The organism is Microbacterium xerophyticum, from assembly GCF_053543555.1.
This window is the reverse complement of the sequence record NZ_JBLVOB010000004.1, coordinates 67,405-89,628: the sequence shown is the minus strand read 5'-3', so window position 1 is coordinate 89,628 and position 22,224 is coordinate 67,405. Positions and strand designations below refer to the sequence as shown.

The window sequence follows — 22,224 nt, the reverse complement described above, 5'->3', positions numbered from 1 at the left end:
GGACCTGTGGCGAGACTATTGATCGTCGGGGGTTTTCTGGCCCTCGTCTTCTGGGTGTTCAGCATCGTCGATTGCGCAGTGCAGCCGGCGACGCGGCACCGTGGCGCGTCGAAGGCCGCCTGGATCGCCATCGTGGTGCTCATCCCCGTGCTCGGCGGAATCCTCTGGTTCGCCCTCGGGCGTCGGCGCCGCCGCGACCAGGAGAGCATCCACCAGACCGCGCCGGACGATGACCCGGAGTTCCTGCGCAGCCTCGGCAAGACAGAGCAGGACGAGCGCATCCGCCGCCTCGAAGAGGAACTCGCCCGCCTGGACGACGAGACAGACCCTCCGGCGGCTGAGCCGCGATCGTGACGGCGTCGCCGGCGTCGGATGCCGCGGCATCCCTTCTGGCTGAACTCATCGCGCACGGGGTGCGAGACATCGTCATCTCGCCAGGGTCGCGTTCCCAGGCGCTCGCTCTCGCCGCCACCCGCCTGGCCGGTCAGGGCGCAGTGCGCGTGCATGTGCGCATCGACGAGCGGGTCGCCGGATTCACCGCGCTGGGCCTGTCTCGCGAGACGCGGGTTCCGGCCGCGGTCATCTGCACGTCGGGAACGGCGACGGCGAACCTGCTTCCCGCCGCCATGGAGGCCTTCCACTCCGGCGTGCCGCTGCTGCTGCTCACCGCGGACCGTCCTCCGGAACTGCGCGGCGTCGGCGCGAATCAGGCGACGATCCAGCCGGGACTGTTCGACCCGTTCGTGAGACTCTCGCTCGATGCCCCTGTACCCGGCGACGGCACGTGGGACGGCCTCGCCGAGCGCGCGGTCATCGCGGCGATGGGAGCGGATGCCGCCCCCACGGCCCTGCCGGGAGTCGCCGGTCCCGTGCACCTGAACCTTCCGTCGCGTGAGCCGCTGTCCGCCGCAGCGGTGGGGGAAGCCGCGGTCGCTCCCGGCCCGGCTCCGACGGCGACGCCGGGGGAGCCGTTCGTTCTCACCCGCGGCCTCCGCACCGTCGTGATCGCGGGGGCGGATGCCGGAGCAGAGGCCGAGGAGATCGCCCACGCCGGCACGTGGCCGCTGATCGCCGAGATCGTCAGCGGCGCGCGATACGGCCGCTACATCGTGCACGGCTACCGCGAGATGCTCCGCGACGACGTCCTCGGCGGTCGGATCCAGCGCGCCGTGGTGCTCGGCCATCCCACTCTCAGTCGCGAGGTCACCGCGCTGCTGCGCCGCGACGACGTCCAGGTCGTCGCAGTGCGCTCGGGCGGCGAGGCGCTCGATCTCAACGGACGAACAGTGTCCGCGGCATCCGTCTCCGTCGCGCCGGGCGAGGCCGACCGATCCTGGATGGGTGCGTGGATGGAGGCGTCGGCGGCCTCCGTCGTCGACCTCAGCGAGAGCGCCCCGGATCACGAGGGACTCTCCTCCACCGACTTCGCCGCCCGTCGCGACGCGGTGCGCACCGAGCTCGAGGCCGTGCGGCGTCCGCTCGATCGTGAGCTGCTCGTCGACGCGGTGTGGCGGGCGACTTGGCCGCACGATCGTCTGATGTTCGGATCCTCGCGGCTGGTGCGCGTCGCCGACGCCGTGCTCGGCGGCAAGAAGGTGCCGGTGCACTCCAACCGTGGGCTCGCCGGCATCGACGGCACGATCTCGACAGCCATGGGCATCGCACTCGCCAGCCAGGCCGAGGGCGCTGCGGGCGTCACGAGGGTGCTGCTGGGCGATCTCGCGTTCCTGCACGACGTCGGTGCGCTTCTGCTGCCGCCTGACGAGAACGAGCCGCGCATCCAGGTGATCGTCGGCAACGACGGCGGCGGCACGATCTTCGACTCGCTGGAGGTCGCGTCATCCGCGCCGAGGGAAGACCTCGACCGCGCCTTCTACACTCCGCACACCGTGCAGCTCGAGCAGATCGCTCTCGCGTACGGGTGGGCGTATCAGCGCGTCACGACGCGCGCCGCGCTGGATCAGGTGCTCACGACACCCGTCGGGGGCCGACAGCTCATCGAGGTGCCGCTGCCCCGTGACTGAGGCCGAGACGAGCAGGTTCACCGCGTGGAGCGCTGAGCTCAGGCGGGTGCACGCCGCACTGCGCGACGCACTGCGCGTCACGAGGCAGGCCGTCGCCGACGGTGAACCGGGGGCGACAGCCGCGCGCGATCTGCTGCTCTACTGCCACGGCTTCTGCATCGCGCTGGACGGTCACCATCGCAGCGAGGATCACGTGCTGTTCCCCGCGATCGAGGCAGCGCACCCAGAGCTGGCACCCGTGCTGCGCAAGCTCGAGCAGGATCACTCGATGATCGCGCACCTGCTGGGCGGGCTGCAGTCGGCGGTCGACACCCGTGCCGCTCCGGAAGAGCTCGATCGGCATCTCGAGGGAGTGGCCGCGATCATGGAGAGCCATTTCCGTTACGAGGAGCGGCAACTGCTGATCGTGCTGGACGCGCTCGAGCTCGAAGCCGAGCCGACCGAGGCGCTGGGTTCGTTCTGAATCCTCGCGCTCGTCGGCGGTCTACGGGCAGGATGTACGCATGAGCACACGAGGCTGGTCGGCTGCAGCACCCGAGATCCTGCGAGTGGACGAGGGGTTCCGCCTCGCCGACGCCGACCCGGCGAGCCATCCCGGTTACGACGGCGACAAGAAGAGCGGCCAGAAGGATCTCGCCGTCGGCATCGAGTCGTTGGGGCAGTTGCAGGAGCGGCTGTACGCCGCGAGCCGGACGGGCGACACGACGGATGCCGTGCTGCTGGTGCTGCAGGCGATGGACTCCGCAGGCAAGGGCGGCATCGTCAGGCACGTCGTCGGCGGCGTCGACCCGCAAGGCATCGCGCTCACGGCGTTCAAGGCGCCGACCGAGGAGGAGCGCTCTCGTGATTTCCTGTGGCGCATCGAGCAGCGGCTGCCAGAACCGGGCTTCATCGGGGTCTTCGACCGATCGCACTACGAGGACGTGCTGATCGGCAAGGTGCGCGAGCTCGCGCCGCCGGACGAGATCGAGCGCCGTTTCGGCGCGATCAACGATTTCGAGGCTCAGGTCGCGGCATCCGGCACCCGCATCGTGAAGGTGATGCTGCACATCTCGCCGCACGAGCAGAAGGAGCGCCTGATGGAGCGCCTCGAACGCCCGGACAAGCACTGGAAGTACAACCCCGGCGACGTCGACGAACGGATGCTGTGGCCGCAGTACATGGACGCGTATCAGACGGTGTTCGACCGCACCTCGACGCAGGTCGCCCCCTGGTACGTCGTTCCGGCGAACAGCAAATGGTATGCGCGGCTCGCCGTTCAGGAGCTGCTGCTGGCGGCGCTGGAGGAGATCGACCCGCAGTGGCCGGCCGCGGACTTCGACATCGAGGCGGAGAAGAAGCGCCTGGCTGCGAGCTGAATCAGGCCAGGGCGTCGACCAGCGGCCGGAACTTCACCCTGGTCTCGAGCAGCTCCTTCTCGGGATCGCTCGCGGCCACGATGCCGGCACCGGCGTAGGCGGTCACATCGAGCGTGGCGGCATCATCCGCGCCGCGCAGGGACCCGACCTCGAACTGCGCGCAGCGCAGCGCGATCGCCCATTCGCCGTTGCCGTCGCCGTCGACCCAGCCCACAGGGCCCGCGTAGCGGCCACGGTCGAAAGGCTCGAGTTCGCGGATCGCGGCGATCGCGGCCTTCGTCGGGGTTCCGGCGACGGCCGCCGTCGGGTGCAGGGCGCCGACGAGATCGAGCGCGGACGCGCCATCGGACAACTCGCCCTCGACATCTGTGGCGAGATGGAACAGGTTGGGCAGCTTGAGCAGGAACGGCTGCTCGCTCGAGGCCAGCGCCCTGGTGTGCGGACGCAGCGAGATCAGCACGCTCTGCACCGCGTACTCGTGCTCGTCGATGTCCTTCACGCTCGACGACAGCGATGCAGATGCGGCCGTGTCCTCATCGGCATCCGCCCCGCGGCCGATCGTCCCCGCGAGCACCCGCGCGGTCACCGCCCCGTCCTGCACAGTGACCAGCGTCTCCGGACTCGCACCGATCAGGCCGTCCATGGCGAAGGTCCAGGTGTCGGGATACCCCGTCGAGAGTTCGCGCACGAGTCTGCGCAGGTCGCTCCCACCCGGCACGGTTCCGGCGAGATCGCGTGCGAGCACGACCTTGCTGATCTCACCGGAGCCGATACGCGCGAGCGCGGCGCGGATGGAGGCCTGATAGCCGTCGGGGGTCTGCTGCCCGGGGCCGAGGGTGCCGGCCCAGTGCGGCCCGTAGGCACGCCGTTCGAGCGTGGCGTCCGGCCGGTCCTGCGGAAGCTCATCGCCCGCCAGCGCGATGCGCGTGATCCAGCCCCGACCCTTGCGCTTGCCGAGGATGACCGACGGCACGATGAGCACGCTGTCGGAGGCGGAATCCTCGTCGAACGTCAGGGCGCCGAAGCCGACCAGCCCGGTGCCCGGCAGGTTGATCGGGTCATCGACCTCTGCCGCGGACGCGAGCTCGCGCCAGGCATCCGCCATCATCGCGGACCGAACGGATGCCGTGCCGGCCGGGATGCGGATGGACGCGGGCATCGCCTCGCCGACAGCGACGATCCCGTCGCCCCGACGCAGCCAGGCCAGCGGGGCGGAGGGGTGTGCGTAGGCCAGAAGGTCTTCGACCGGATCGATCTCACGGGTCTGCACGATCAGGCTTCTGCTCACCTCCCCAGAATAGTTGTCCGATCCGGTGCATAGAGTGAACGCATGAGCGCGCGACCCGACCCCGGTGCCGAGATGATCTTCCAGTGGCGCAAGTGGGACGGATCCACGCACTGGCGGCATGACTGCGTCTACCTCGGCAGTGATCGCTGGGGCGACTGGATCGGGCAGCCGAGCGGATGGCACAGCATCCGACCCGGCGCCGAGTTCCACGCCGCAGCGCCGAACGTCACGCTCGTTCCGGCGTCGGGCGACTTCGCTCTCACGGTGAATCGCGATCACCCGATCGGCATGCGCATCTACATCGATCTCGGCTGGGACATCCACTGGTCAGACGATCCGTCGCTCGCCACCGGCATCGACATGGACCTCGACGTCATCCGTCTCGAGCGCGATCGCGATCCCGCGGAGGGGCCGAGCGGAACGTGGGTCGATGACCGAGACGAGTGGGCCGAGCACAGCATCCGATTCGGTTATCCCGCGGATGTCATGGCTCACCTCGAGGCGCTCACCCTCGACCTCGAGACGCGCGTGCGCGCGCAGCACGCACCGTTCGACGATGCGACGGCCGATGTCTGGCTCGATCGTCTGGAGGCGCTGAAGCTCGACCGCCCTAGACTGGAAGCGTGACTGAGTCCAAACGCGCCGACCTCGGCAAGGATCCCCAGCGCGTCAGCGGCATGTTCGATCAGGTCGCCGCAGGCTACGACCGCACCAACACCGCGATGACGTTCGGCAACGACGCGCTCTGGCGTGCCGCCACCACCCGCGCGGTCGCTCCCAAGCGCGGCGAGCGGATCCTCGATCTCGCCGCCGGCACGGCATCCTCGTCTGCGTCCCTCGCGATGAGCGGGGCCGACGTCGTCGCCGCCGATTTCTCGCCAGGCATGCTCGCGGAGGGCCGTCGTCGTCACGGGCACCTCCCGAACCTGTCGTTCGTCGAGGCCGACGCCATGAACCTGCCGTTCGCGGACGACGAGTTCGACGCCGTGACGATGTCGTACGGACTGCGCAACGTGCAGCAGCCGAAGAAGGCGATCGCCGAACTGCTGCGCGTCACCAGACCGGGTGGACGAATCGTCATCAACGAGTTCTCCACGCCTCCTGGGAAGGTGTTCCGCGGGCTGTACCGCTTCTACAACGCGCAGGTGCTGCCCCGTGTCGCACGGGTCGCGGGCACGAACGGCGACGCCTACGACTATCTGAACGAGTCGATCAAGGATTGGCCCGATCAGCGGACGCTGTCCGCGTGGCTCCGTGAGGCGGGGTGGAAGGACGTCGCCTACCGCAATCTCTCGTTCGGCATCGTCGCGCTGCACCGCGGGATCAAGCCGGCAAGGCCCGCCCGGTCTGCCAAGCCCGCGAAGGCGGCTGGGAGCACGCGACCGAAGAAGGCGTGAGCCCCAGGTAGGGTGGAACCGTGACTTCGAGCCCTGCCGCCCCGGGTTCGCGCCTCGCGAGCCGTCTCGGCTTCAGCGACCGCGTATTCATCGGCCGCGCCGCGCGCCGGGTGGCAGACCAGATCGAAGAGGGCCTCGAGCTCGTCGAAAACGGGCTCGCCGAAGACCTCCGCGTCGCCGACTCCGTCGCGGATGCCGCGAGCCGCTACCTCTACGAGGCCGGCGGAAAGCGCATCCGCCCCGTGCTGACGCTGCTGACCGCACAACTCGGCGAGGGCAACATCCCTGCCGTGATCGACATCGCCAAGGCGCTGGAGATGACGCACCTCGGATCCCTGTACCACGACGACGTCATGGACGGCGCCGACCGCCGCCGGGGAGTCCCTGCGGCGCACGCCGTGTGGGGCAACAGCGTCGCGATCCTCACCGGCGACATCCTGTTCTCCCGTGCGAGCCAGCTCATGTCGCGCTACGGCGACCGCGCCATCCGCCTGCAGGCCGACACCTTCGAGCGCCTCGTGATGGGACAACTGCACGAGACCGTCGGCGCGCAGCCGGGCGATGACCCGATCGAGTTCTACATCCAGGTGCTGGCGGACAAGACCGGATCGCTGATCGCCGCCGCGACACAGGGCGGTGCGATCTTCTCGAACGCGCCGGCCGAGTTCGAAGAGCCGCTGCGCGTGTACGGCGAGAAGGTCGGCGTCGCCTTCCAGCTGCTGGACGACGTGATCGACCTGTCGGCGAAGCCGGAGGAGACCGGCAAGGTCCCTGGCACCGACCTCCGCGCCGGCGTGCCGACCATGCCGTACCTGCTGCTGAAGGCCGAGACGGATGCCGCGTCCGCCGCCCTCGCGGCGCAGATCGACGACGGCGTGGCGAGGATCGCCGACGGCGCCGACCCCGCGATCCTCGATCAGCCGTTGGCGCGACTGCGCGACCACATCGTGACGCAGAACACGCTCGAGCTCGCGCGCACCTGGACGCGCGACGCCATCGAAGCCCTGGCACCGCTGCCCAAGGGCACCGTGCGCGAAGCGCTGACCCGCTTCGCAGAATCACTCGCTGAACGCAGCAGCTGATCGTGGATCGATCGCCGCAGCATCCGAAAGGACACTCATGACCAAGCTCCGCCTGGCCATCGTCGGGGCGGGCCCCGCCGGCATCTACGCCGCCGACATCCTGCTGAAGACCGAGCGGTCGTTCGAGGTGTCGATCGACCTGTTCGAGCAGCTCCCCGCGCCCTACGGCCTCGTCCGCTACGGCGTCGCGCCCGATCACCCGCGTATCAAGGGCGTCATCAACGCGCTCCGCGACGTGCTCGATCGTGGTGACATCCGCATCTTCGGAAACGTGCGCTTCGGCGAGGACATCGCTCTCGCCGACCTCAAGAAGCACTACAACGCCGTGATCTTCGCGACCGGCGCCATCCGCGACACGAAGCTGGACATCCCCGGGATCGACGCAGAGGGATCGTACGGAGCCGCCGACTTCGTCAGCTGGTTCGACGGGCACCCCGACGTGCCGCGCGAGTGGACGCTGGATGCGGAGTCCGTCGCCGTGCTCGGCAACGGCAACGTCGCGCTCGACGTGGCCCGCATCCTCGCCAAGCACGCCGAGGACCTGCTGCCGACCGAGATCCCCGACAACGTGCACGCCGGTCTCGAGGCGTCGAAGGTCACCGATGTGCACGTGTTCGGCCGCCGCGGCCCCGCGCAGGTGAAGTTCACGCCGCTCGAACTGCGTGAACTAGGAGAACTGCGCGACGTCGACATGGTCGTCTACGACGAGGACTTCGACTACGACGACGCGTCGCTCGCCGCGATCGCGAGCAACAAGCAGGTCAAGGTCATCGACAGGGTGCTGCAGCAGTGGCGCACGCGTCCTTCGGTGAACAATGCCGGGGGAGAGGCGAGTCGTCGCCTGCATCTGCACTTCTGGGCCAAGCCCGTCGAGATCAGAACGGATGCCGACGGCAAGGTCGCAGCGATCGTCTACGAGCGCACCGAGCCGGACGGCTCAGGCGGGCTTCGCGGCACGGGGGAGATGCGCGAGATCGCGATCGGGCAGATGTACCGTGCGGTGGGCTACTTCGGTTCGCCTCTCAGCGAGGTGCCGTTCGACAAGAAGCACGGCGTCATCCCCAACCACGAGGGCCAGGTGCTCGCCAAGGACTCCAACCAGCGCGTGCCGGGCGTGTACGCCACCGGGTGGATCAAGCGCGGACCCGTCGGGCTCATCGGTCACACCAAATCCGACGCCATGGAGACCGTCCAGCACCTGGTCAACGATCAGGGGTCGTGGTGGCAGCCGGAGGACCCGTCCGAGGCGGCCATCCCCGCGCTGCTCGAATCGCGCGGAGTCAAGTGGACGGATCTCGAAGGCTGGCACCGGCTCGACCAGCACGAGGTCGCCCTCGGTGCGCCGCATGAACGCGCGCGTGTGAAGGTCGTCCCCCGCGATGAGATGGTGCGGATCTCGCGCGGCGAGTGAGCGCTACTCCGCAGGTGCGGTGACCTCGACCGTGAATGTGACGGTGTCGCCGCTGGTCGAGTTCTCGAGGGTGACTTCGGAATCACCGACTCCGACGGCGTCCAGCCCGGGGTTGAACTGCGCGCTGCCGTCGTCCTTGCCAGGGACGAAGGCGACGACCTCCGGGTCATCGATCTCGGCGGTCCAATCCAGATAGGTCTCGTCGTCGCCGGTCAGATCGATCGCGTTTCCTTCTGCGACTTCGACCGTCGTGCCGTCGATCTCGTTGATGTCGACGATGACCGGTGGCAGCGTCTCTCCGTCCGGGGTGGCCGACGCGCATCCGCTGACTGCCACGGCGGTGACGAGTGCGAACATGGCAGCTGCGGTGCGCAGCACGGATGAACGATGCAGACGTGACATGGGACCCTCCGAGGTGGTGCGCCTTCTGCGGCATCTGCCCTGGGCGCGCGATGTTGCGCTCAGCCTAGGGGACGGGGCGTACGGCGCGAGGTGGCGAGAGTGCACTGAGTAGGGTGGCTTGCATGACCGAATGGGTGCCGGACGTACTGGGCGACGAGTTCACGCAGCGCACCCTCCCGCTCGGCGAAGACGACGAGGGGCCTGTCGTCGCGACGCTCGTGCGGGCACTGCCGGAGGCGGTCGACCCGCGACGACCGAGCGGCTGGGAGCGATTCATCCGCCGCATGAGCGGGCGGCCGGAGACCGACGCGGTCGCGCCGCCGCTCGACGGCGTGGACGTGCTGTACGTCCACGGGTGGTCGGACTACTTCTTCCAGAAGCGGCTGGCACGTTTCTGGACCTCGCGCGGTGCGCGCTTCCACGCTCTCGACCTGCGCAAGTACGGTCGTAGCCTTCGCGAGGGTCAGACGCCGGGTTACATCGCCGATCTCACGACGTATGACGAGGACATCGGTGCCGCGCTCGATGCGATCGCGGACGACACCGCGGAATCGACCGGCCCTCGTCGCCTCGTGCTCATGGGGCATTCGACCGGAGGACTCGTGCTGAGCCTGTGGGCGTCCCGGCATCAGGGCGTCGCGGATGCCGTCATCCTGAACTCGCCCTGGCTCGAGTTCCAGCTCGCACCGTTGCGCGCCGCGATCGCCCCGGTCGTCGAACTGCAGGCGCGGCTGCGGCCGCTCGATGTCGCACCGCAGATCGACCTCGGCTTCTACGCGAGGGCGCAGGCGGAGGCCGCCGACCCTGATGATGTCGTCGAGACGAATCCGTCGTGGCGGCCGGTGCCGTCGATGCCGGTGCACGCCGGATGGCTGCACGCGATCCTCCGCGGTCACCGAGCGGTCGCCGAAGGGCTCTCGATAACCTCTCCGGTGTGCGTGCTGCTCTCGGCCCGTTCAGCAGTGCCGAGCCGCTGGTCGGAAGAGCTCACCACGGCAGACACGGTGCTCGTCGTCGACGACATCGCGCGGCGTGCGCTCAAGCTCGGTGCGTCGGTGACGATCGAACGCGTCGACGGCGCTCTTCACGACGTGTTCCTGTCGCGGAAAGCGGCGCGAGACGATGCCTACGCCCGGCTGGAACGATGGGTCACCGGATGGGCGCGCTCTAGCGGAAGTTGATGAACTGCAGGTCGACGTCGAGGTCGGACCCCTTGAGCAGTGCGATCACTGCCTGCAGATCATCGCGGCTCTTGGACTGCACGCGCAGCTCGTCGCCCTGGATCTGGCTCTTCACGCTCTTCGGGCCTTCGTCGCGGATGATCTTGCTGATCTTCTTCGCGTTCTCCGAGGAGATCCCGTCCTTGAGCGTGGAGACGATGCGGTACTCCTTGCCGCTCGCGAACGGGTCGCCCGACTCGAGGCTCTTCAGCGAGATGCCCCGCTTGATGAGCTTGGACTGGAACACGTCGAGAACGGCCTTCGCCCGCTCCTCGGTGTTCGCCTTGATCAGGATGGACTCGCCGCTCCACTCGACCGATGAGCCGGTGCCCTTGAAGTCGTAGCGCTGCTCGATCTCCTTGCGCGCCTGGTTGAGGGCGTTCTCCGCCTCTTGGTGGTCGACCTTGCTGACGATGTCGAAGGATGAGTCTGCCATGCGCTCAGTCTATCGACCCACCCTTGGTATGACAGATCTGGAAGCGCTTCCACGTCCGCGGCGCCGAGTGGTTGCACTATTACAGCTTGGTATCGAGGCTGTCAGGCATTGCGTGTGCGGTCGAGTTCGTTGCATACTGTAAGCGCTTGCAGTATTGCAGGCGCGAACGGCCTGCACCGATGCATCCATCGGCAGTGCCGGTCGGTCACGCACTGAGAGAGGCACACACCAATGAAGGTGAACATGAGGGGCATCGCCGCATTCGGCGCGATCGCCGTCGTTTCGACGCTGACGCTGGCAGGTTGCGCCACCGGCGCCACGGACGACTCCGCAGAGGCCGAAGGCGACGCGGGTTCGCTCGTCGTCTGGGTGGACGCCGAGCGCGTCGACGCTCTCAAGGGAGCGGCTGACGCCTACCAGGACAAGACCGGAGTCGAGGTCGAGGTCGTCGCGAAGGACGTCGACACGATCAAGGACGACTTCATCCAGCAGGTTCCGACCGGCAAGGGCCCCGACATCACCATGGGCGCGCACGACTGGCTGGGCGAGCTCTCCACCAACGGTGTCGTCGCGCCGCTCGAACTCGGCGACAGCGCCGAGGACTACCTGCCCGTCGCTCTGCAGGCGGCGACCTATGACGGCACCGTCTACATGCTTCCGTACGCCGTCGAGAACATCGCCGTGCTGCGCAACGCCGATCTGGTCCCGGAGGCCCCCACCGGCTTCGATGACATGATCGCCAAGGGGAAGGCCGCCGGCCTCGCCCAGCCGTTCGTGGTGGAGCAGGGCGTCGAGGGCAATCCGTACCACCTCTACCCGTTCCAGACCGCGTTCGGTGCACCCGTGTTCGGGACGGACGACAGCGGATCCTACGACGCAACCGATCTGCAGCTCGGCAGCGAAGGCGGAGCCGCGTTCTCGACCTGGCTCGGAGCGCAGGGCGCCGCCGGCACGCTGAACACCGACGTCGACGGTGAGATCGCCAAGCAGCAGTTCATCGACGGTCAGGCCGCATTCTGGCTGACCGGCCCGTGGAACGTCGGCGCAGCCGTCGACGCGGGTGTCAACGTCGCGATCGACCCGATCCCGAGCCCCACGGGCGAAGCGGCCTCGCCGTTCGCCGGGGTCAAGGGCTTCTTCGTCAGCAGCGAGTCCGAGAACAAGGTCGCCGCGAACGACTTCCTGGTGAACTACCTCGGCACCGAAGAGGTGCAGCTCGCACTGTTCGAGTCGGGCAACATCCTTCCCGCTCTCACCGCCGCGGCGGACACGGCGGCGTCCGACCCGATCATCGCCGGGTTCAAGACCGTCGGTGCAGACGCTGTGCCGATGCCGGCCATCCCGGCGATGGGCTCCGTCTGGGAGTTCTGGGGCGTCGCAGAGGCGGCTGTCATCAACGGTGCGGATCCCGCAGCGACATGGCAGAAGCTCGTCGAAGACGTGACGGCAGCGATCAAGTAACACTGTTCCTTCTGCCGGGGTGGGGTCGGCCCCACCCCGGCAGAACGACGACGGGCGAGAGATGACGGACACCAACACGACCACAGAGCCTCAGAAGCCGCCGACGAGACGTCAGCGCCAGGCGGCGGACATCGCGGAGGCCGCATCCGGCCGGATCGGATGGATGCTGCTGAAGATCCTGCTGCTCGCAGTGGTCGACGCCGTCGCACTGTATGCGGCCTTCGTGCTGTTCACCCACCAGGAGTGGCTCGTCCTCGCCCTCGTGGTCGTGGTCGCGGTCCTGGTCAACTACATCTACTTCTCGCGCAGGCGCGTCGCGGCGAAGTACCTCACGCCGGGGATCATCTTCCTGATCCTCTTCCAGGTGTTCACGCTGCTGTACACCGGCTACATCGGCTTCACCAACTACGGCACCGGTCACAACGGCAGCAAGGACCAGGCGGTGGCAGCTCTCATGGCATCCGCCCAGGAGCGCGTCGAGGACTCGCCGACCTACCCGGTCACCGTGGTCGAGCAGTTCGGCGCCCTCGGACTCCTCGTCACCGACCCCGAAGACGGTGACGTCTCCGTCGGTACGAACGAGCAGCCTCTGCAGGAGGTCGACGGCGCCACGATGGAGGGCGACAGGGCTGTCGCTGCGGACGGCTGGGAGTCGCTGACCTTCGCTCAGGTGCTCGCGCGGTCGAGCGAGGTCGAGCAGCTCTCGGTCGACTTCAGCGACGACCCCAACGACGGCGCGATCCGCACGCCGGACGGCCAGAGCGGCTTCCTCTACGTCTCGTCGCTCGAGTACGACGAGGACGCAGGCACCATGACCGACGTGCGCTCCGGCACGGTCTACGACGACAACGGCACTGGAGCCTTCACCGCCGATGACGGAGAGCAGCTGCTGCCCGGCTGGCAGATCACGGTCGGCTTCGACAACTTCGTGCGCGCGGTCACCGACGCATCGATCCGCGGACCGCTCATCTCGGTGACGATCTGGACGTTCGCGTTCGCCCTGATCTCGGTCGCCACGACCTTCTTCCTCGGTCTGCTGCTGGCGATCGTGTTCAACAACACGCGGATGCGGTTCCGCAACGGCTACCGCATCCTGCTCATCCTCCCGTACGCGTTCCCCGCCTTCCTCTCGGCGCTCGTCTGGGCCGGAATGATGAACGAGAGCTTCGGCTTCCTCAATCAGGTCGTGTTCGGAGGGGCATCCATCCCGTGGCTCACCGATCCCGTGCTGGCGAAGGTCTCGGTGCTGATCGTGAACCTGTGGCTCGGGTTCCCCTACATGTTCCTGGTCTGCATGGGGGCGCTGCAGGGCATCCCCGAGGACGTGAACGAGGCTGCGGTCATGGACGGCGCCAATCCGTGGCAGGTGTTCCGGCGCATCAAGCTGCCGCTGCTCCTCGTGACCACGACACCTCTGCTGATCTCGTCGTTCGCATTCAATTTCAACAACTTCAACCTCATCTACATGCTGACCAAGGGCGGGCCTCGTTTCGAGGACGTGTCGATCCCCGTCGGGCACACCGACATCCTGATCTCGATGGTCTACAAGGTCGCGTTCACCGGGCAGACCCGCGACTACGGTCTGGCCTCGGCGTTCACGATCCTGATCTTCATCGTGGTCGCGGCGATCTCCATCATCAGTTTCCGAAAGACCAAGGCCCTCGAGGAGTTGAACTGAGATGACCGTCGCTTCCGCTCCAACCACCCGTCGTCGGCGCCGCTCGTTCGGTGCATGGTTCGCCGACACCGGCTGGCGCCACCTGGTCGCGGTCGTCGCGAGCCTGTTCGCGATCTTCCCGCTGCTGTACGTGCTCTCGGCCTCGCTGAACCCGCGCGGCACGCTGACCGGCTCCAACCAGCTGTTCTCCGCGGTCGGCATCGACAGCTATGTCCGCATCCTCACCGATCCGCAGAACCCGTACGGACTGTGGTTCCTGAACACTCTCGTGATCGCGCTCGTCACCGGCTTCACCACCGTGTTCATCGGCGCGTGCGCGGCATATGCCTTCTCGCGCATGCGCTTCGCGGGGCGCCGCGTGGGGCTCGTCACGATCGTCGTCGTGCAGATGTTCCCGCAGCTGCTGGCGGTGGTGGCGATCTTCCTGCTGATGACGACGCTGGGGGACTGGTTCCCGGCGATCGGCCTCAACACGCACACGGGTCTGATCCTCGTCTACCTCGGTGGCGCGCTCGGCGTGAACACGTACCTGATGTACGGCTTCTTCAACACCATCCCGAAGGAGCTCGACGAGGCGGCCCGCATCGACGGGGCCGGCCATGCGCGCATCTTCTTCACGATCATCCTGCGACTCGTCGCGCCGATCCTCGCAGTGGTCGGGTTGCTGTCGTTCATCGGCACGGTCAACGAATACGTGGTCGCGAGCGTCATCCTGATCGATCCCGAACAGCAGACGCTCGTCGTCGGACTCACCAAGCTCGTGTCCAATCCGCGCTACGCGGACTGGTCGGCGTTCTCGGCCGGCGCCGGGATGGCGGCGCTCCCGGTGATGATCCTGTTCCTCTTCCTGCAGAAGTACATCGTCGGGGGCCTCACGGCGGGAGCGACGAAGGGCTGAGCCGCCGACTAGCTTGCCAGGCATGCTACCTTGTGATGCATGACAGCGGACGTCGGTGCGCAGATGCGCAAGGGCGTGGTCGAGTACTGCGTCCTCGGGCTGCTCTCGCGTGAGCCGATGTACGGGTGGCAGCTCGCGGAGGCTCTGTCCGACGCCGGTCTGATCGCCAGCATCGGCACGCTGTACCCATTGCTGGGGCGTCTGCGCGACAACGGCTGGGTAAGCACGTTCGACCTGCCGTCCGAGAGCGGCCCGGTGCGCAAGTACTACCGGCTCACGGATTCCGGCACCGCTCAGCTCGTCCGGTTCCGCGTGCAATGGATGCCTTTCGCTCGTGTCGTCACGGGCCTCGTCGGGGAGGAACGACCATGACCGATACCGATGCAGACGCCGACCGCCTGCGCCGCGAGTTCCTGGGCCGACTGGACGCGGCGATGAGCGATCTCCCGCACGGAGTCGCCACCGAGATCCATGACGGCATCGCGGAGGAGCTGGGTGGGCTGGATGCCGAATCCACGGCAGCACGCATCGCACAGCTCGGCGACCCTCGCACGATCGCACGGGAGGCGCGAGCCGAGGTGCCCGTCGGCGCACCGATCGCTCACGCGCCGTCCGAGCCGGCCGCGCGACCGAGCGCGAAGGCGCCACTGGCCGACTCCCGCGGCTTCGCGATCGCAGCCGCGCTCGTGCTCGCCTTCGGCGGGTTCGTCGTGCCGGTGGTCGGATGGTTCGTCGGAGCGGTGATGGTCGCGACGAGCAGCCTCTGGCGTCGTTGGGAGAAGGCCCTCGCGATCCTGCTGCCGTTCGCAACGGGTGCCCTGATCGCCGTCATCACGTGGATCGGATCTCTCATCGCATCTGCGAGTGCGACGGGCGAGCCGGAGCGCAACCCGCTCATCCCCTCCGCCCTCGACCTCTGGCACTCCGGCATCCTGCTCGTGTTCATCCTGATCCCGGCCATCGGGGGCTGGCTCCTCTGGCGGCTTCGTCGGCGCTGAGACAGCCGCGACGGCGGCGGTTCCGAGCGTGTCATCTGAGCGGACGCATCCGCCGGCCATACCGTGGAGCCATGGCACGAGTGGACGGGCGCAATCCGGTGATGAGCTGGATCGCCGGAGTGTTCTGCGCAGGCGTCATCGTTGCGCTCCTCTGGCTGGCGCTGCCGATGGGGCCGATGCTCGTCGACTACGTCGGAGACACGCTGCGCGCGGTCGCACCGGCAGGGGAGTGACGGCGCGCCTCACCGCGGGTCACGCGACACGTCGGCACGCCTCCGGGGCCGTCGCCCCGCACGGCGATAACCTCGCACTGCACATATCCGACGAGAGGCGCCCCCATGAGTGACCCCGAGGTTCCCCAGCCCGAGCGGCCGAAAGACGTCGACGACGTCGTCGACAGCGCGAACGCGGGACTTGCTGACGCCGCTGCGGCGGGCGCCGAGGTCCCTGGCGATCGTGATTCCGTCAACGAGCCGGCCGAGTCGACCTCCGCCGATCAGCCGGTCGTGGATCCCGACCTCGCTGCATTCGAAGAGGCAGAGAAGTCCCATCCCGGAACCTTCGCGACGCCCGAGCTCAACGAGCGCTCGGATACGAGCGTCGACGACCGCGCGAACGCGGACGACGGTGACAGGGGCACCGCCGCCACGACCGGACTCTTCGCCGCAGACCGGGCGTCGACCGCTGACACGGATGCACGACGGGAGGATTCGATCGCCGACACGGCCTATCTGCCTCCCGTGACGGACGATGCCGAGACGCGTGTCGTCCCGTCGGAACCGGCCATCGTGGCCGCGCCGGTCACACAGCAGCAGCAGCCGATCTTCGTGCAGGCTCCGGAGCCTCCGCGCGACCGCGGCAACCGTGGCGCCGCTGCCGGCATCGGGCTCCTCGCGACGATCGTGTTCGCGATCCTCTACCTCGGCACCGCCCTGGGCCTCGGCGCCCTCGAAGGCGACGTCACGGGGGAGAACATCGGCGAAGCCGCACTCGCCCCGCTCACGACCTGGGGCTTCTGGGTTCCCGTCGTCGTGTTCTTCATCGGGTTCTGGCTGCTCGGTGCCGTCATCAACCGCGGCCGTTGGGGCCTGTGGGTCGTCTTCGGCATCATCGTCGGCCTGTTCGCCTACGCCGGGCACATCCTGGGTCAGCTCTTCGAGGCGCCGTTCTGGCTGATCTCCACCTCCGAGGGCAATGAGCTCGTCGGCAGCCAACTGCTCGCCCCTCTCGCGATCGCGGCCTTCGTGTTCGGACGCGAGCTCACCATCTGGTTCGGTGCCTGGGTCGCCCGCAGCGGCGCCCGCAAGACCGAACTGAACCTCGAGGCTCAGCGCGAGTACGAGCGCACCCTCGAGGCCGGACCCACGCTTCCGAGGTAATCACGGACACCACCACGCCTGACCCCCGCGGCCCGCGGCCGGCGGGGGTTTCGGCCATCCAGGCGACGGCGATGACGACGATCGGGTTCTTCGCCGTCGCCGTCTTCGGTCTGGGGGCGCTCAGCGTCGTGCGGGATGCCGAGATCATCGATGTACCGGCTGCCGGGCAGGCGCCGGGGATCATCGGCATGACCATCGCCGTGCTGGTGTTCGGCGGCATCCTCTACCTCGCGGTGCGGATCGCGCATCCGAAGTTCCGTTCCGTCTGGGCCATCTCGATCGGGACGGCATTCGCTCACCTGCTCGCGGCGGGGATCGGCGCCCTGGTGGTGACCGGCGATTTCGTGAGCGCCATGGCGGTCATGGGGGAGCTCATCACGGGCGGCGCGAGCCTCGTGATCCTCGCGACGGCGGCGATCGCCGGCTGGGCCGGTGTGGCGTTGCGGCGCACGCGCGCGGCGCGTCCGCGATGGCCGTGGGAGCGCGACGATCTCAGCGAGAACTGATCGACTCACGCGATATCCGTGCGGATGACCCTATTCTGGAGATCGTGGAGCGGTCGTTAGAGACGCAGGTCGACCAGGCCGTCGAGGCCTGGCTGCGCTGGGTGCCGCGTTGGGAGCCCGCCACTCATCGGGGCCGTGTGGCCCCATGCCGCCGCTGTCTCGGCTCGCCCATCCTTTCGGCCGCCGGCATCGGCGCCAATGTCCCGCACGGCGTGCAGCACGGCCTGTCCACTCGTATCAAGACGATCGTGGATCATGCGGTCGCCGAGTACACCGCGCGCAACCTTCCGATGCTGCAGAAGGAGCTCGATCAGCAGGCCGCGCGCAATCGGGCCCGCAGCTATCGGCCGTCTGAAGACCTCGAGCCGGAGTTCGAGGGGCTGCCGCTCGACCCCGACCCGGTGCCGGGTGCGCCGTTCCTCTTCACGATCGCCGGGCTCGCGGATGCGGAGAGCGTCGAGCTGCCGCCGCTTCCGCCGCTGACGGAGGAGGCCAAGGCCGCGCTCCGGCAGGAGGTCGCCCTCGCCGACGAGTACGCCAACATGGTCGGCCGTGAGATCTGCGGCATCCTGCTGCGGCACCGTCTCAACGTGCAGGCCGCCATCTCCCAGCACGTCGAGCCGCAGATCGAGGCGCTGCTGGAAGAGCTGACCTCGTCGCTCGACTCGCCCTTCGACCCCGAGACCCCGTAGCGACGGGAGCCGTGCGTTCGCTGTGAGACGCGCGGCCGGCTTGATCGGCGAACGGTATGCCGACTATCGTTTTTCGATAGATACCGGACGCTTATCGATAGGCAGAGTGATGCAACCCCGTGTGACCGCAGTGCTGAAGACCCTGATCGCCGTGATGCTGCTCCTGCTGCTCGCGAGCCAGACCCTCGTGATACCCGAGGTCGCCCGCGTCACGGCGATCCGCAATCCCGATGTCGCTCAGCTCGAGATCCCTGGCATCATCGGCGCGGTCCTCTTCCTCGCGCTGGTGCAGGTGACGCTCCTGTGCGTGTGGCGGCTGCTGTCCCTGGTGCGCGCAGAGCGCATCTTCAGCGCCGCCGCCTTCCGCTACGTCGACATCATCCTCTGGGCGCTCGCGGCAGCAGGGATGCTGATCGCCGCCTCGTACATCGTGATCATCGCGAGCCGCGCGGTCTCGCTCTCGCTCACCCTGCTCGCAGTGCTCGGCATCGTCGTCAGCGCAGCACTCGCGCTGCTGGTCGTGGTGCTGCGCGGGCTGCTGCACAAGGCGCTCCAGCTCGAGCAGGACATGTCCGAGGTCGTCTGATGCCCATCGTCATCGATCTCGATGTGCAGCTCGCGCGCAAGAAGATGAGCGTGCAGGAGTTCGCGGATGCCATCGGCATCACGCCGGCGAACGTCGCAGTGCTCAAGAACGGACGCGCCAAGGCCGTGCGCTTCACGACGCTCGACGCCATCTGCCAGGTGCTGGAATGCCAGCCGGGCGACATCCTGCGCTGGGTTCCCGGCGAGGATGCCGGCACCACGAACGGAACGGGGCAGCGATGAGCACCGCGACCGAGACGACCACCTGGGGGGAGAACGTCGCCAGGCATCTCCTCGATCCCGGCACCTGCCCCGTGTGCGCCGCCGACCGTCTCGTCGACGGATGCTGCCGCAGCTGCGGGGCAGATCTTCGCGGCGCCTACGGGATCGAGCTGTGGGAGGCGTCGCGCGCTGCTGCGAGCGCGCTGCGCGCACGGGAGGCGGTGCTGAGCCGCGTACCGCGCGTGCCGACGCCTCCGAGCGTCCCGGCCATCGCCCCGACGCCGACAGGGATCGCCTCCACGACGATCGCCGCATCGGCTCCGCCTCCGGCCCCGCCAGGGATGCACGCGGTGGCACCGCAGTCGCAGCCGCGCTCGAGCGCCACGATCCAGTCTGTGCTCGCGATCGCCGGAGCGGGGCTCTTCGCGATCGCCGCGCTCATCTTCACGTTCCTCAATCCCGAGCTCTCCGATCGCGGTGTCCGCAGCGTGATCGTCGGGCTGGTGACACTCGTCTTCCTCGGCGGCGCATGGCTGCTCGCCCGTCGCGGACTGCAGTTCTCCGCAGAGGCCGTCGGCGGACTCGGGCTCGTGTTCGTCGGCCTCGACGTCTACGCCTTCGCGCAGCTCGGCGGCACCGAGGCCGTGACATGGCTGCTCGCCGGTGGCGCCACGGCCGTCGGCGGCGCGGTGATGCTCGGCGCCGGCCGTCTCTTCCGGATCCGCGCATGGCAGTGGGCAGCCATGCTGGCCATCGCGACCGTGCCGGCGATGCTCGGCTATGCGGCCGGCGCGAGCCATGTCGCGGCTCTCGGGCACCTCGGATCCGCCTTCCTCGCCACCTTCCTCATCGCGGTATCGCCGCGGATCGCGACCCGCTCGCTCGTCGTGCTCCAGGTGGGCGCCGTCGTCAGCGCCGTGCCGCTCGCAGTGCTCGGCGCCGTGTCCCTCGGCGTCACGGTGCTGGCGATGCTCCTTCTCAGCGCGGTGTTCGCTCTCATCGCGATGCACGCCGTTCTGGCGGCGCGGCAGCTGCTGCGGCAGTGGTGGAGCTTCGTCGCCGGCGGTTCGGCGACGGTGGCGCTCGTGTTCGCGATCACCGCTCCTGTGGCGCAGTCCGCCGGCGAGTGGTTGCCGGCGGCGCTGCCGACCGCCGCTGCCTTCTCGTTCGCGCTCGTCGCGGTCGTGCCGGGGCTGCGGACGGTCGCGCGGTCGACGCTCGCGGCCGGCGGAGTCGTCGTGGTCGCGCTGATCGGGCTGATGCCGTTGCTGTACTCCGCGACAACGCTCATCGACCTGCTCGACGCGGTCGCGCGTGGAGAGGGCTGGGCGTTGCTCACGGCCCCCTCGGACTGGGCGGCGCTCATCGGGATGGCCGGCGTCGCCTGCGGGCTCGCCCTGTTCGGCGGCCTCGCGCGCGATCGCGACGCCCGAACGGACAGCGATGCGGGGGAGGGCCACCAGTCGCTGCGCGGGTTCTCCTCCGTCACCGACGTCGTCGCGATCGCCGGCGCCGTGCTCACGGTGCTCACCCTCGCCTGCAGCGATCTGCTTCCGCTCGCGGCGCGCCTGGTCATCGTGCTGGGCTCGGCGGCCGTGGCGGCCATCGCACTGCGCAGAACGGAGGGCACGGCGGACCGCGCCGTGTCGGCGCACCGCGTGGTCCTTCTCATCGGCGTCCACGCCGCAGCGGCCGTCGGCATCCTCGTCTCCTGGACCGACCCGCAGACGGCGCCGATCGCCGGGGTTGGCGTGCTGGGCGTGCTGGCGCTCGCGAGCAGGACGCTGCCGCACGGCATCCGCTTCCTGCACGTCGGCGCCGGCTTCGCCTACGGACTCGTCTGTCTCGCCCAGGCGCTCGCGCGGACGGACCTCGGCAGCATAGCCGTGCTGTGCCTGGTGACGTCCGCCGGTCTCATCGGCGCGATCGTCGTGACGTTCCTGCCCCGCGTAGGCGCCCGCGACTGGTATGCCGTCCTCGTGATCACGTCGGTGCCGTTCGCGGCAGGGATCGTCCAGGTCGTGTTCGAGCGCAGCGGCTGGACCGCGATGTCGACCGCCCTGATGTTCGCGCTCGTTCTGTCGCTGGTGCTGACGCGGCGACCCGGTCTCAACATCGTGCTGCGCACGGTGGCGAGCGGGATGCTGGTTCCGACCGTCGCGGTCGTCGTGGTGTGCCTCGGCGCCCAGCTGCTGGCCGTCAGCGCGTCGCCGGTCACGCTTCCCGTCATCGCTGCGATCGTGGCGCTCGTGCTTCCGTGCACGACGCTGATCAGGGACGCCCTGCGCGGCAACGGACTGGCGGCGGATGCGGCGTCCGCCGCCCGCGTGGCGATCGAGGCCTCGGCACTGCTGACAGGTGCCATCGCGACCGTTCTGGCGATCGCGAGGGAGGCCGCAGGACTCGGCACGACATTCCTCGTGCTCGTGATCCTCGGCATCGGTGCGTCCGCGAGCGCCGTGTTCACGCGGCGCCGCTACGGATGGTGGGTGGCGGGTGCCGCGTTCACCGGTGCGCTGTGGTGCGTGTGGAGCATGAACGGCGTCGACCTTCTCGAGGCGTATCTGCTTCCGCCGGCGCTCGCGTCGGTGGTGATCGCCGCGGTCCTCAGCGCACGGGGGATCGACGTGCGCGGACTCTACGCCGCAGGACTCGGCGTCGCCATGCTGCCGAGCCTCGCGCTGCTCGTCCTCGTCGAGCCGGATGCGCGCACCGCGGGGGAGCTGCCATGGCGAGCGCTCGCGCTGCTCGCGGCCGGCGCGGTGCTGCTGGGTGTCGGCGCGTGGTTCGCGCGAATCGGTCGACGCACCGGTGCAGCGCGGATGCGGACGCTCGTCCGGCCGACGCTCGTCGCAGCCGGCGTCGCCGCGCTGGCCGGACCGCTGGAGGGCGTGAGGATGGGCCTCGGCGCCGATCTGGTCCTCCTGCACGGCGCGGCGCTCTTCGCCGCGTGCCTCGCCGCATCCACGGCCGCGGCGATCATCCTCGTGTGCGCGGGGCGGGGCATCCGCGCCGCCGCCCGCGCGGACTCACCGCTGCGCGACTCCCGCTGGCTGTTCGCCCCAGCGGTTCTCGCGCTCGCCGGCGGCACGTGGTGCGCGATCGAACGGGACTGGGGATCGATCTGGCTGATGTGGGCGTTGATGATCGGGGTCCTCGCGGTCATGCTCGTCGCGGGGGGGGCGGC

Annotated in this window: 23 protein-coding genes and 1 pseudogene; 21 read left to right on the top strand and 3 right to left on the bottom strand. The window is 68.7% G+C overall.

What is annotated here, in order from left to right; genetic code table 11:
• Positions 1 to 6: 6 nt before the first annotated feature.
• The 4 genes from ACNPNP_RS03050 to ACNPNP_RS03035 are packed head-to-tail and all read left to right on the top strand — an operon-like array spanning position 7 to position 3,382.
• Positions 7 to 354, top strand: a complete 348-nt coding sequence (locus tag ACNPNP_RS03050) for a PLD nuclease N-terminal domain-containing protein (protein WP_033106027.1) — start codon at positions 7 to 9, stop codon at positions 352 to 354.
• A complete protein-coding gene (gene menD / locus ACNPNP_RS03045) occupies positions 351 to 2,024 on the top strand; it encodes a 2-succinyl-5-enolpyruvyl-6-hydroxy-3-cyclohexene-1-carboxylic-acid synthase (RefSeq protein ID WP_448964589.1) in 1,674 nt (557 codons plus the stop codon). The genes ACNPNP_RS03050 and menD overlap by 4 nt, the downstream gene beginning before the upstream one ends.
• The gene (locus ACNPNP_RS03040) at positions 2,017 to 2,487 is read left to right on the top strand and encodes a hemerythrin domain-containing protein (RefSeq protein ID WP_448964588.1); all 471 of its coding nucleotides are present in this window, start codon (positions 2,017 to 2,019) and stop codon (positions 2,485 to 2,487) included. The genes menD and ACNPNP_RS03040 overlap by 8 nt, the downstream gene beginning before the upstream one ends.
• A 40-nt stretch (positions 2,488 to 2,527) precedes the next feature.
• Positions 2,528 to 3,382: a PPK2 family polyphosphate kinase gene (locus tag ACNPNP_RS03035; protein ID WP_448964587.1), complete on the top strand. Its 855-nt coding sequence runs from the start codon at positions 2,528 to 2,530 to the stop codon at positions 3,380 to 3,382.
• Position 3,383: 1 nt separating this feature from the next.
• Here the strand turns inward: ACNPNP_RS03035 and ACNPNP_RS03030 are convergent, their stop codons facing one another.
• Positions 3,384 to 4,670 carry an isochorismate synthase gene (locus ACNPNP_RS03030; protein ID WP_448964586.1) on the bottom strand — a complete coding sequence of 429 codons (1,287 nt, stop codon included), beginning with the start codon at positions 4,668 to 4,670 and terminating at the stop codon, positions 3,384 to 3,386.
• 42 nt (positions 4,671 to 4,712) lie between these two features.
• Between ACNPNP_RS03030 and ACNPNP_RS03025 the strand changes: the two genes are divergently transcribed.
• From ACNPNP_RS03025 to ACNPNP_RS03010, 4 genes are read left to right on the top strand one after another with little or no spacing between them, the layout of a single operon-like run.
• Positions 4,713 to 5,297, top strand: coding sequence for a DUF402 domain-containing protein (locus ACNPNP_RS03025; protein ID WP_448964585.1), 585 nt, complete (start codon positions 4,713 to 4,715; stop codon positions 5,295 to 5,297).
• The gene (locus ACNPNP_RS03020) at positions 5,294 to 6,067 is read left to right on the top strand and encodes a class I SAM-dependent methyltransferase (protein ID WP_448964584.1); all 774 of its coding nucleotides are present in this window, start codon (positions 5,294 to 5,296) and stop codon (positions 6,065 to 6,067) included. Before ACNPNP_RS03025 ends, ACNPNP_RS03020 begins: the two co-directional genes overlap by 4 nt.
• Positions 6,068 to 6,087: 20 nt before the next feature.
• Entirely contained in the window at positions 6,088 to 7,149 is a 1,062-nt protein-coding gene (locus ACNPNP_RS03015; RefSeq protein WP_448964583.1) for a polyprenyl synthetase family protein, read from the top strand.
• 37 nt (positions 7,150 to 7,186) lie between these two features.
• A complete protein-coding gene (locus tag ACNPNP_RS03010; RefSeq protein WP_448964582.1) occupies positions 7,187 to 8,560 on the top strand; it encodes an FAD-dependent oxidoreductase in 1,374 nt (457 codons plus the stop codon).
• Between the two features lie 3 nt (positions 8,561 to 8,563).
• Here the strand turns inward: ACNPNP_RS03010 and ACNPNP_RS03005 are convergent, their stop codons facing one another.
• On the bottom strand, positions 8,564 to 8,962 hold the full coding sequence (locus ACNPNP_RS03005) for a hypothetical protein (protein WP_448964581.1): 399 nt from the start codon (positions 8,960 to 8,962) through the stop codon (positions 8,564 to 8,566).
• Positions 8,963 to 9,084: 122 nt separating this feature from the next.
• Here ACNPNP_RS03005 and ACNPNP_RS03000 point away from each other — a divergent pair, with 122 nt between their 5' ends.
• On the top strand, positions 9,085 to 10,143 hold the full coding sequence (locus ACNPNP_RS03000; protein ID WP_448964580.1) for an alpha/beta hydrolase: 1,059 nt from the start codon (positions 9,085 to 9,087) through the stop codon (positions 10,141 to 10,143).
• On the opposite strand, the gene ACNPNP_RS02995 is transcribed toward ACNPNP_RS03000, so the two are convergent.
• Positions 10,130 to 10,618: a YajQ family cyclic di-GMP-binding protein gene (locus ACNPNP_RS02995; RefSeq protein ID WP_448964579.1), complete on the bottom strand. Its 489-nt coding sequence runs from the start codon at positions 10,616 to 10,618 to the stop codon at positions 10,130 to 10,132. The genes ACNPNP_RS03000 and ACNPNP_RS02995 overlap by 14 nt on opposite strands.
• 231 nt (positions 10,619 to 10,849) lie before the next feature.
• On the opposite strand from ACNPNP_RS02995, the gene ACNPNP_RS02990 reads away from it, so the two are divergent.
• The 12 genes and pseudogenes from ACNPNP_RS02990 to ACNPNP_RS02935 form a co-directional block, all read left to right on the top strand.
• Entirely contained in the window at positions 10,850 to 12,079 is a 1,230-nt protein-coding gene (locus tag ACNPNP_RS02990; protein WP_448964578.1) for a sugar ABC transporter substrate-binding protein, read from the top strand.
• A gap of 61 nt (positions 12,080 to 12,140) precedes the next feature.
• Positions 12,141 to 13,757 carry a maltose ABC transporter permease MalF gene (gene malF, locus ACNPNP_RS02985; protein WP_448964577.1) on the top strand — a complete coding sequence of 539 codons (1,617 nt, stop codon included), beginning with the start codon at positions 12,141 to 12,143 and terminating at the stop codon, positions 13,755 to 13,757.
• A 1-nt stretch (position 13,758) separates the two neighbouring features.
• Positions 13,759 to 14,655: a sugar ABC transporter permease gene (locus ACNPNP_RS02980; RefSeq protein ID WP_448964576.1), complete on the top strand. Its 897-nt coding sequence runs from the start codon at positions 13,759 to 13,761 to the stop codon at positions 14,653 to 14,655.
• Positions 14,656 to 14,694: 39 nt separating this feature from the next.
• A complete protein-coding gene (locus ACNPNP_RS02975; protein WP_448964575.1) occupies positions 14,695 to 15,027 on the top strand; it encodes a PadR family transcriptional regulator in 333 nt (110 codons plus the stop codon).
• Positions 15,024 to 15,653: a DUF1700 domain-containing protein gene (locus tag ACNPNP_RS02970; protein ID WP_448964574.1), complete on the top strand. Its 630-nt coding sequence runs from the start codon at positions 15,024 to 15,026 to the stop codon at positions 15,651 to 15,653. The genes ACNPNP_RS02975 and ACNPNP_RS02970 overlap by 4 nt, the downstream gene beginning before the upstream one ends.
• A 71-nt stretch (positions 15,654 to 15,724) precedes the next feature.
• Positions 15,725 to 15,886 carry a hypothetical protein gene (locus ACNPNP_RS02965; protein WP_448964573.1) on the top strand — a complete coding sequence of 54 codons (162 nt, stop codon included), beginning with the start codon at positions 15,725 to 15,727 and terminating at the stop codon, positions 15,884 to 15,886.
• Positions 15,887 to 15,991: 105 nt separating this feature from the next.
• Positions 15,992 to 17,032, top strand: coding sequence for an ABC transporter (locus ACNPNP_RS02960; protein WP_448964572.1), 1,041 nt, complete (start codon positions 15,992 to 15,994; stop codon positions 17,030 to 17,032).
• A gap of 71 nt (positions 17,033 to 17,103) precedes the next feature.
• Positions 17,104 to 17,538 (top strand): hypothetical protein, encoded by a 435-nt coding sequence (locus ACNPNP_RS02955; RefSeq protein WP_448964571.1) that lies wholly within the window; start codon positions 17,104 to 17,106, stop codon positions 17,536 to 17,538.
• A 44-nt stretch (positions 17,539 to 17,582) separates the two neighbouring features.
• On the top strand, positions 17,583 to 18,230 hold the full coding sequence (locus tag ACNPNP_RS02950; RefSeq protein WP_448964570.1) for a spermidine/putrescine ABC transporter substrate-binding protein: 648 nt from the start codon (positions 17,583 to 17,585) through the stop codon (positions 18,228 to 18,230).
• Between the two features lie 109 nt (positions 18,231 to 18,339).
• Positions 18,340 to 18,816, top strand: a complete 477-nt coding sequence (locus ACNPNP_RS02945) for a DUF2975 domain-containing protein (protein ID WP_448964569.1) — start codon at positions 18,340 to 18,342, stop codon at positions 18,814 to 18,816.
• On the top strand, positions 18,816 to 19,058 hold the full coding sequence (locus ACNPNP_RS02940) for a helix-turn-helix domain-containing protein (RefSeq protein WP_448964568.1): 243 nt from the start codon (positions 18,816 to 18,818) through the stop codon (positions 19,056 to 19,058). Before ACNPNP_RS02945 ends, ACNPNP_RS02940 begins: the two co-directional genes overlap by 1 nt.
• Positions 19,055 to 22,224: pseudogene (locus ACNPNP_RS02935) on the top strand (hypothetical protein); the annotation flags it as partial. The gene ACNPNP_RS02940 and the pseudogene ACNPNP_RS02935, both read left to right, overlap by 4 nt.

Excerpts from the sequence above, each read along its gene's own strand:
- ACNPNP_RS03035 (WP_448964587.1), top strand. The coding sequence starts at position 2,528 with ATGAGCACACGAGGCTGGTCGGCTGCAGCACCCGAGATCCTGCGAGTG.
- ACNPNP_RS03025 (WP_448964585.1), top strand. The coding sequence starts at position 4,713 with ATGAGCGCGCGACCCGACCCCGGTGCCGAGATGATCTTCCAGTGGCGC.
- ACNPNP_RS03010 (WP_448964582.1), top strand. The coding sequence starts at position 7,187 with ATGACCAAGCTCCGCCTGGCCATCGTCGGGGCGGGCCCCGCCGGCATC.
- ACNPNP_RS03005 (WP_448964581.1), bottom strand. The coding sequence starts at position 8,962 with ATGTCACGTCTGCATCGTTCATCCGTGCTGCGCACCGCAGCTGCCATG.
- ACNPNP_RS03000 (WP_448964580.1), top strand. The coding sequence starts at position 9,085 with ATGACCGAATGGGTGCCGGACGTACTGGGCGACGAGTTCACGCAGCGC.
- ACNPNP_RS02995 (WP_448964579.1), bottom strand. The coding sequence starts at position 10,618 with ATGGCAGACTCATCCTTCGACATCGTCAGCAAGGTCGACCACCAAGAG.
- ACNPNP_RS02990 (WP_448964578.1), top strand. The coding sequence starts at position 10,850 with ATGAAGGTGAACATGAGGGGCATCGCCGCATTCGGCGCGATCGCCGTC.
- malF (WP_448964577.1), top strand. The coding sequence starts at position 12,141 with ATGACGGACACCAACACGACCACAGAGCCTCAGAAGCCGCCGACGAGA.
- ACNPNP_RS02980 (WP_448964576.1), top strand. The coding sequence starts at position 13,759 with ATGACCGTCGCTTCCGCTCCAACCACCCGTCGTCGGCGCCGCTCGTTC.
- ACNPNP_RS02975 (WP_448964575.1), top strand. The coding sequence starts at position 14,695 with ATGACAGCGGACGTCGGTGCGCAGATGCGCAAGGGCGTGGTCGAGTAC.
- ACNPNP_RS02970 (WP_448964574.1), top strand. The coding sequence starts at position 15,024 with ATGACCGATACCGATGCAGACGCCGACCGCCTGCGCCGCGAGTTCCTG.
- ACNPNP_RS02965 (WP_448964573.1), top strand. The coding sequence starts at position 15,725 with ATGGCACGAGTGGACGGGCGCAATCCGGTGATGAGCTGGATCGCCGGA.
- ACNPNP_RS02960 (WP_448964572.1), top strand. The coding sequence starts at position 15,992 with ATGAGTGACCCCGAGGTTCCCCAGCCCGAGCGGCCGAAAGACGTCGAC.
- ACNPNP_RS02955 (WP_448964571.1), top strand. The coding sequence starts at position 17,104 with ATGACGACGATCGGGTTCTTCGCCGTCGCCGTCTTCGGTCTGGGGGCG.
- ACNPNP_RS02945 (WP_448964569.1), top strand. The coding sequence starts at position 18,340 with ATGCAACCCCGTGTGACCGCAGTGCTGAAGACCCTGATCGCCGTGATG.
- ACNPNP_RS02940 (WP_448964568.1), top strand. The coding sequence starts at position 18,816 with ATGCCCATCGTCATCGATCTCGATGTGCAGCTCGCGCGCAAGAAGATG.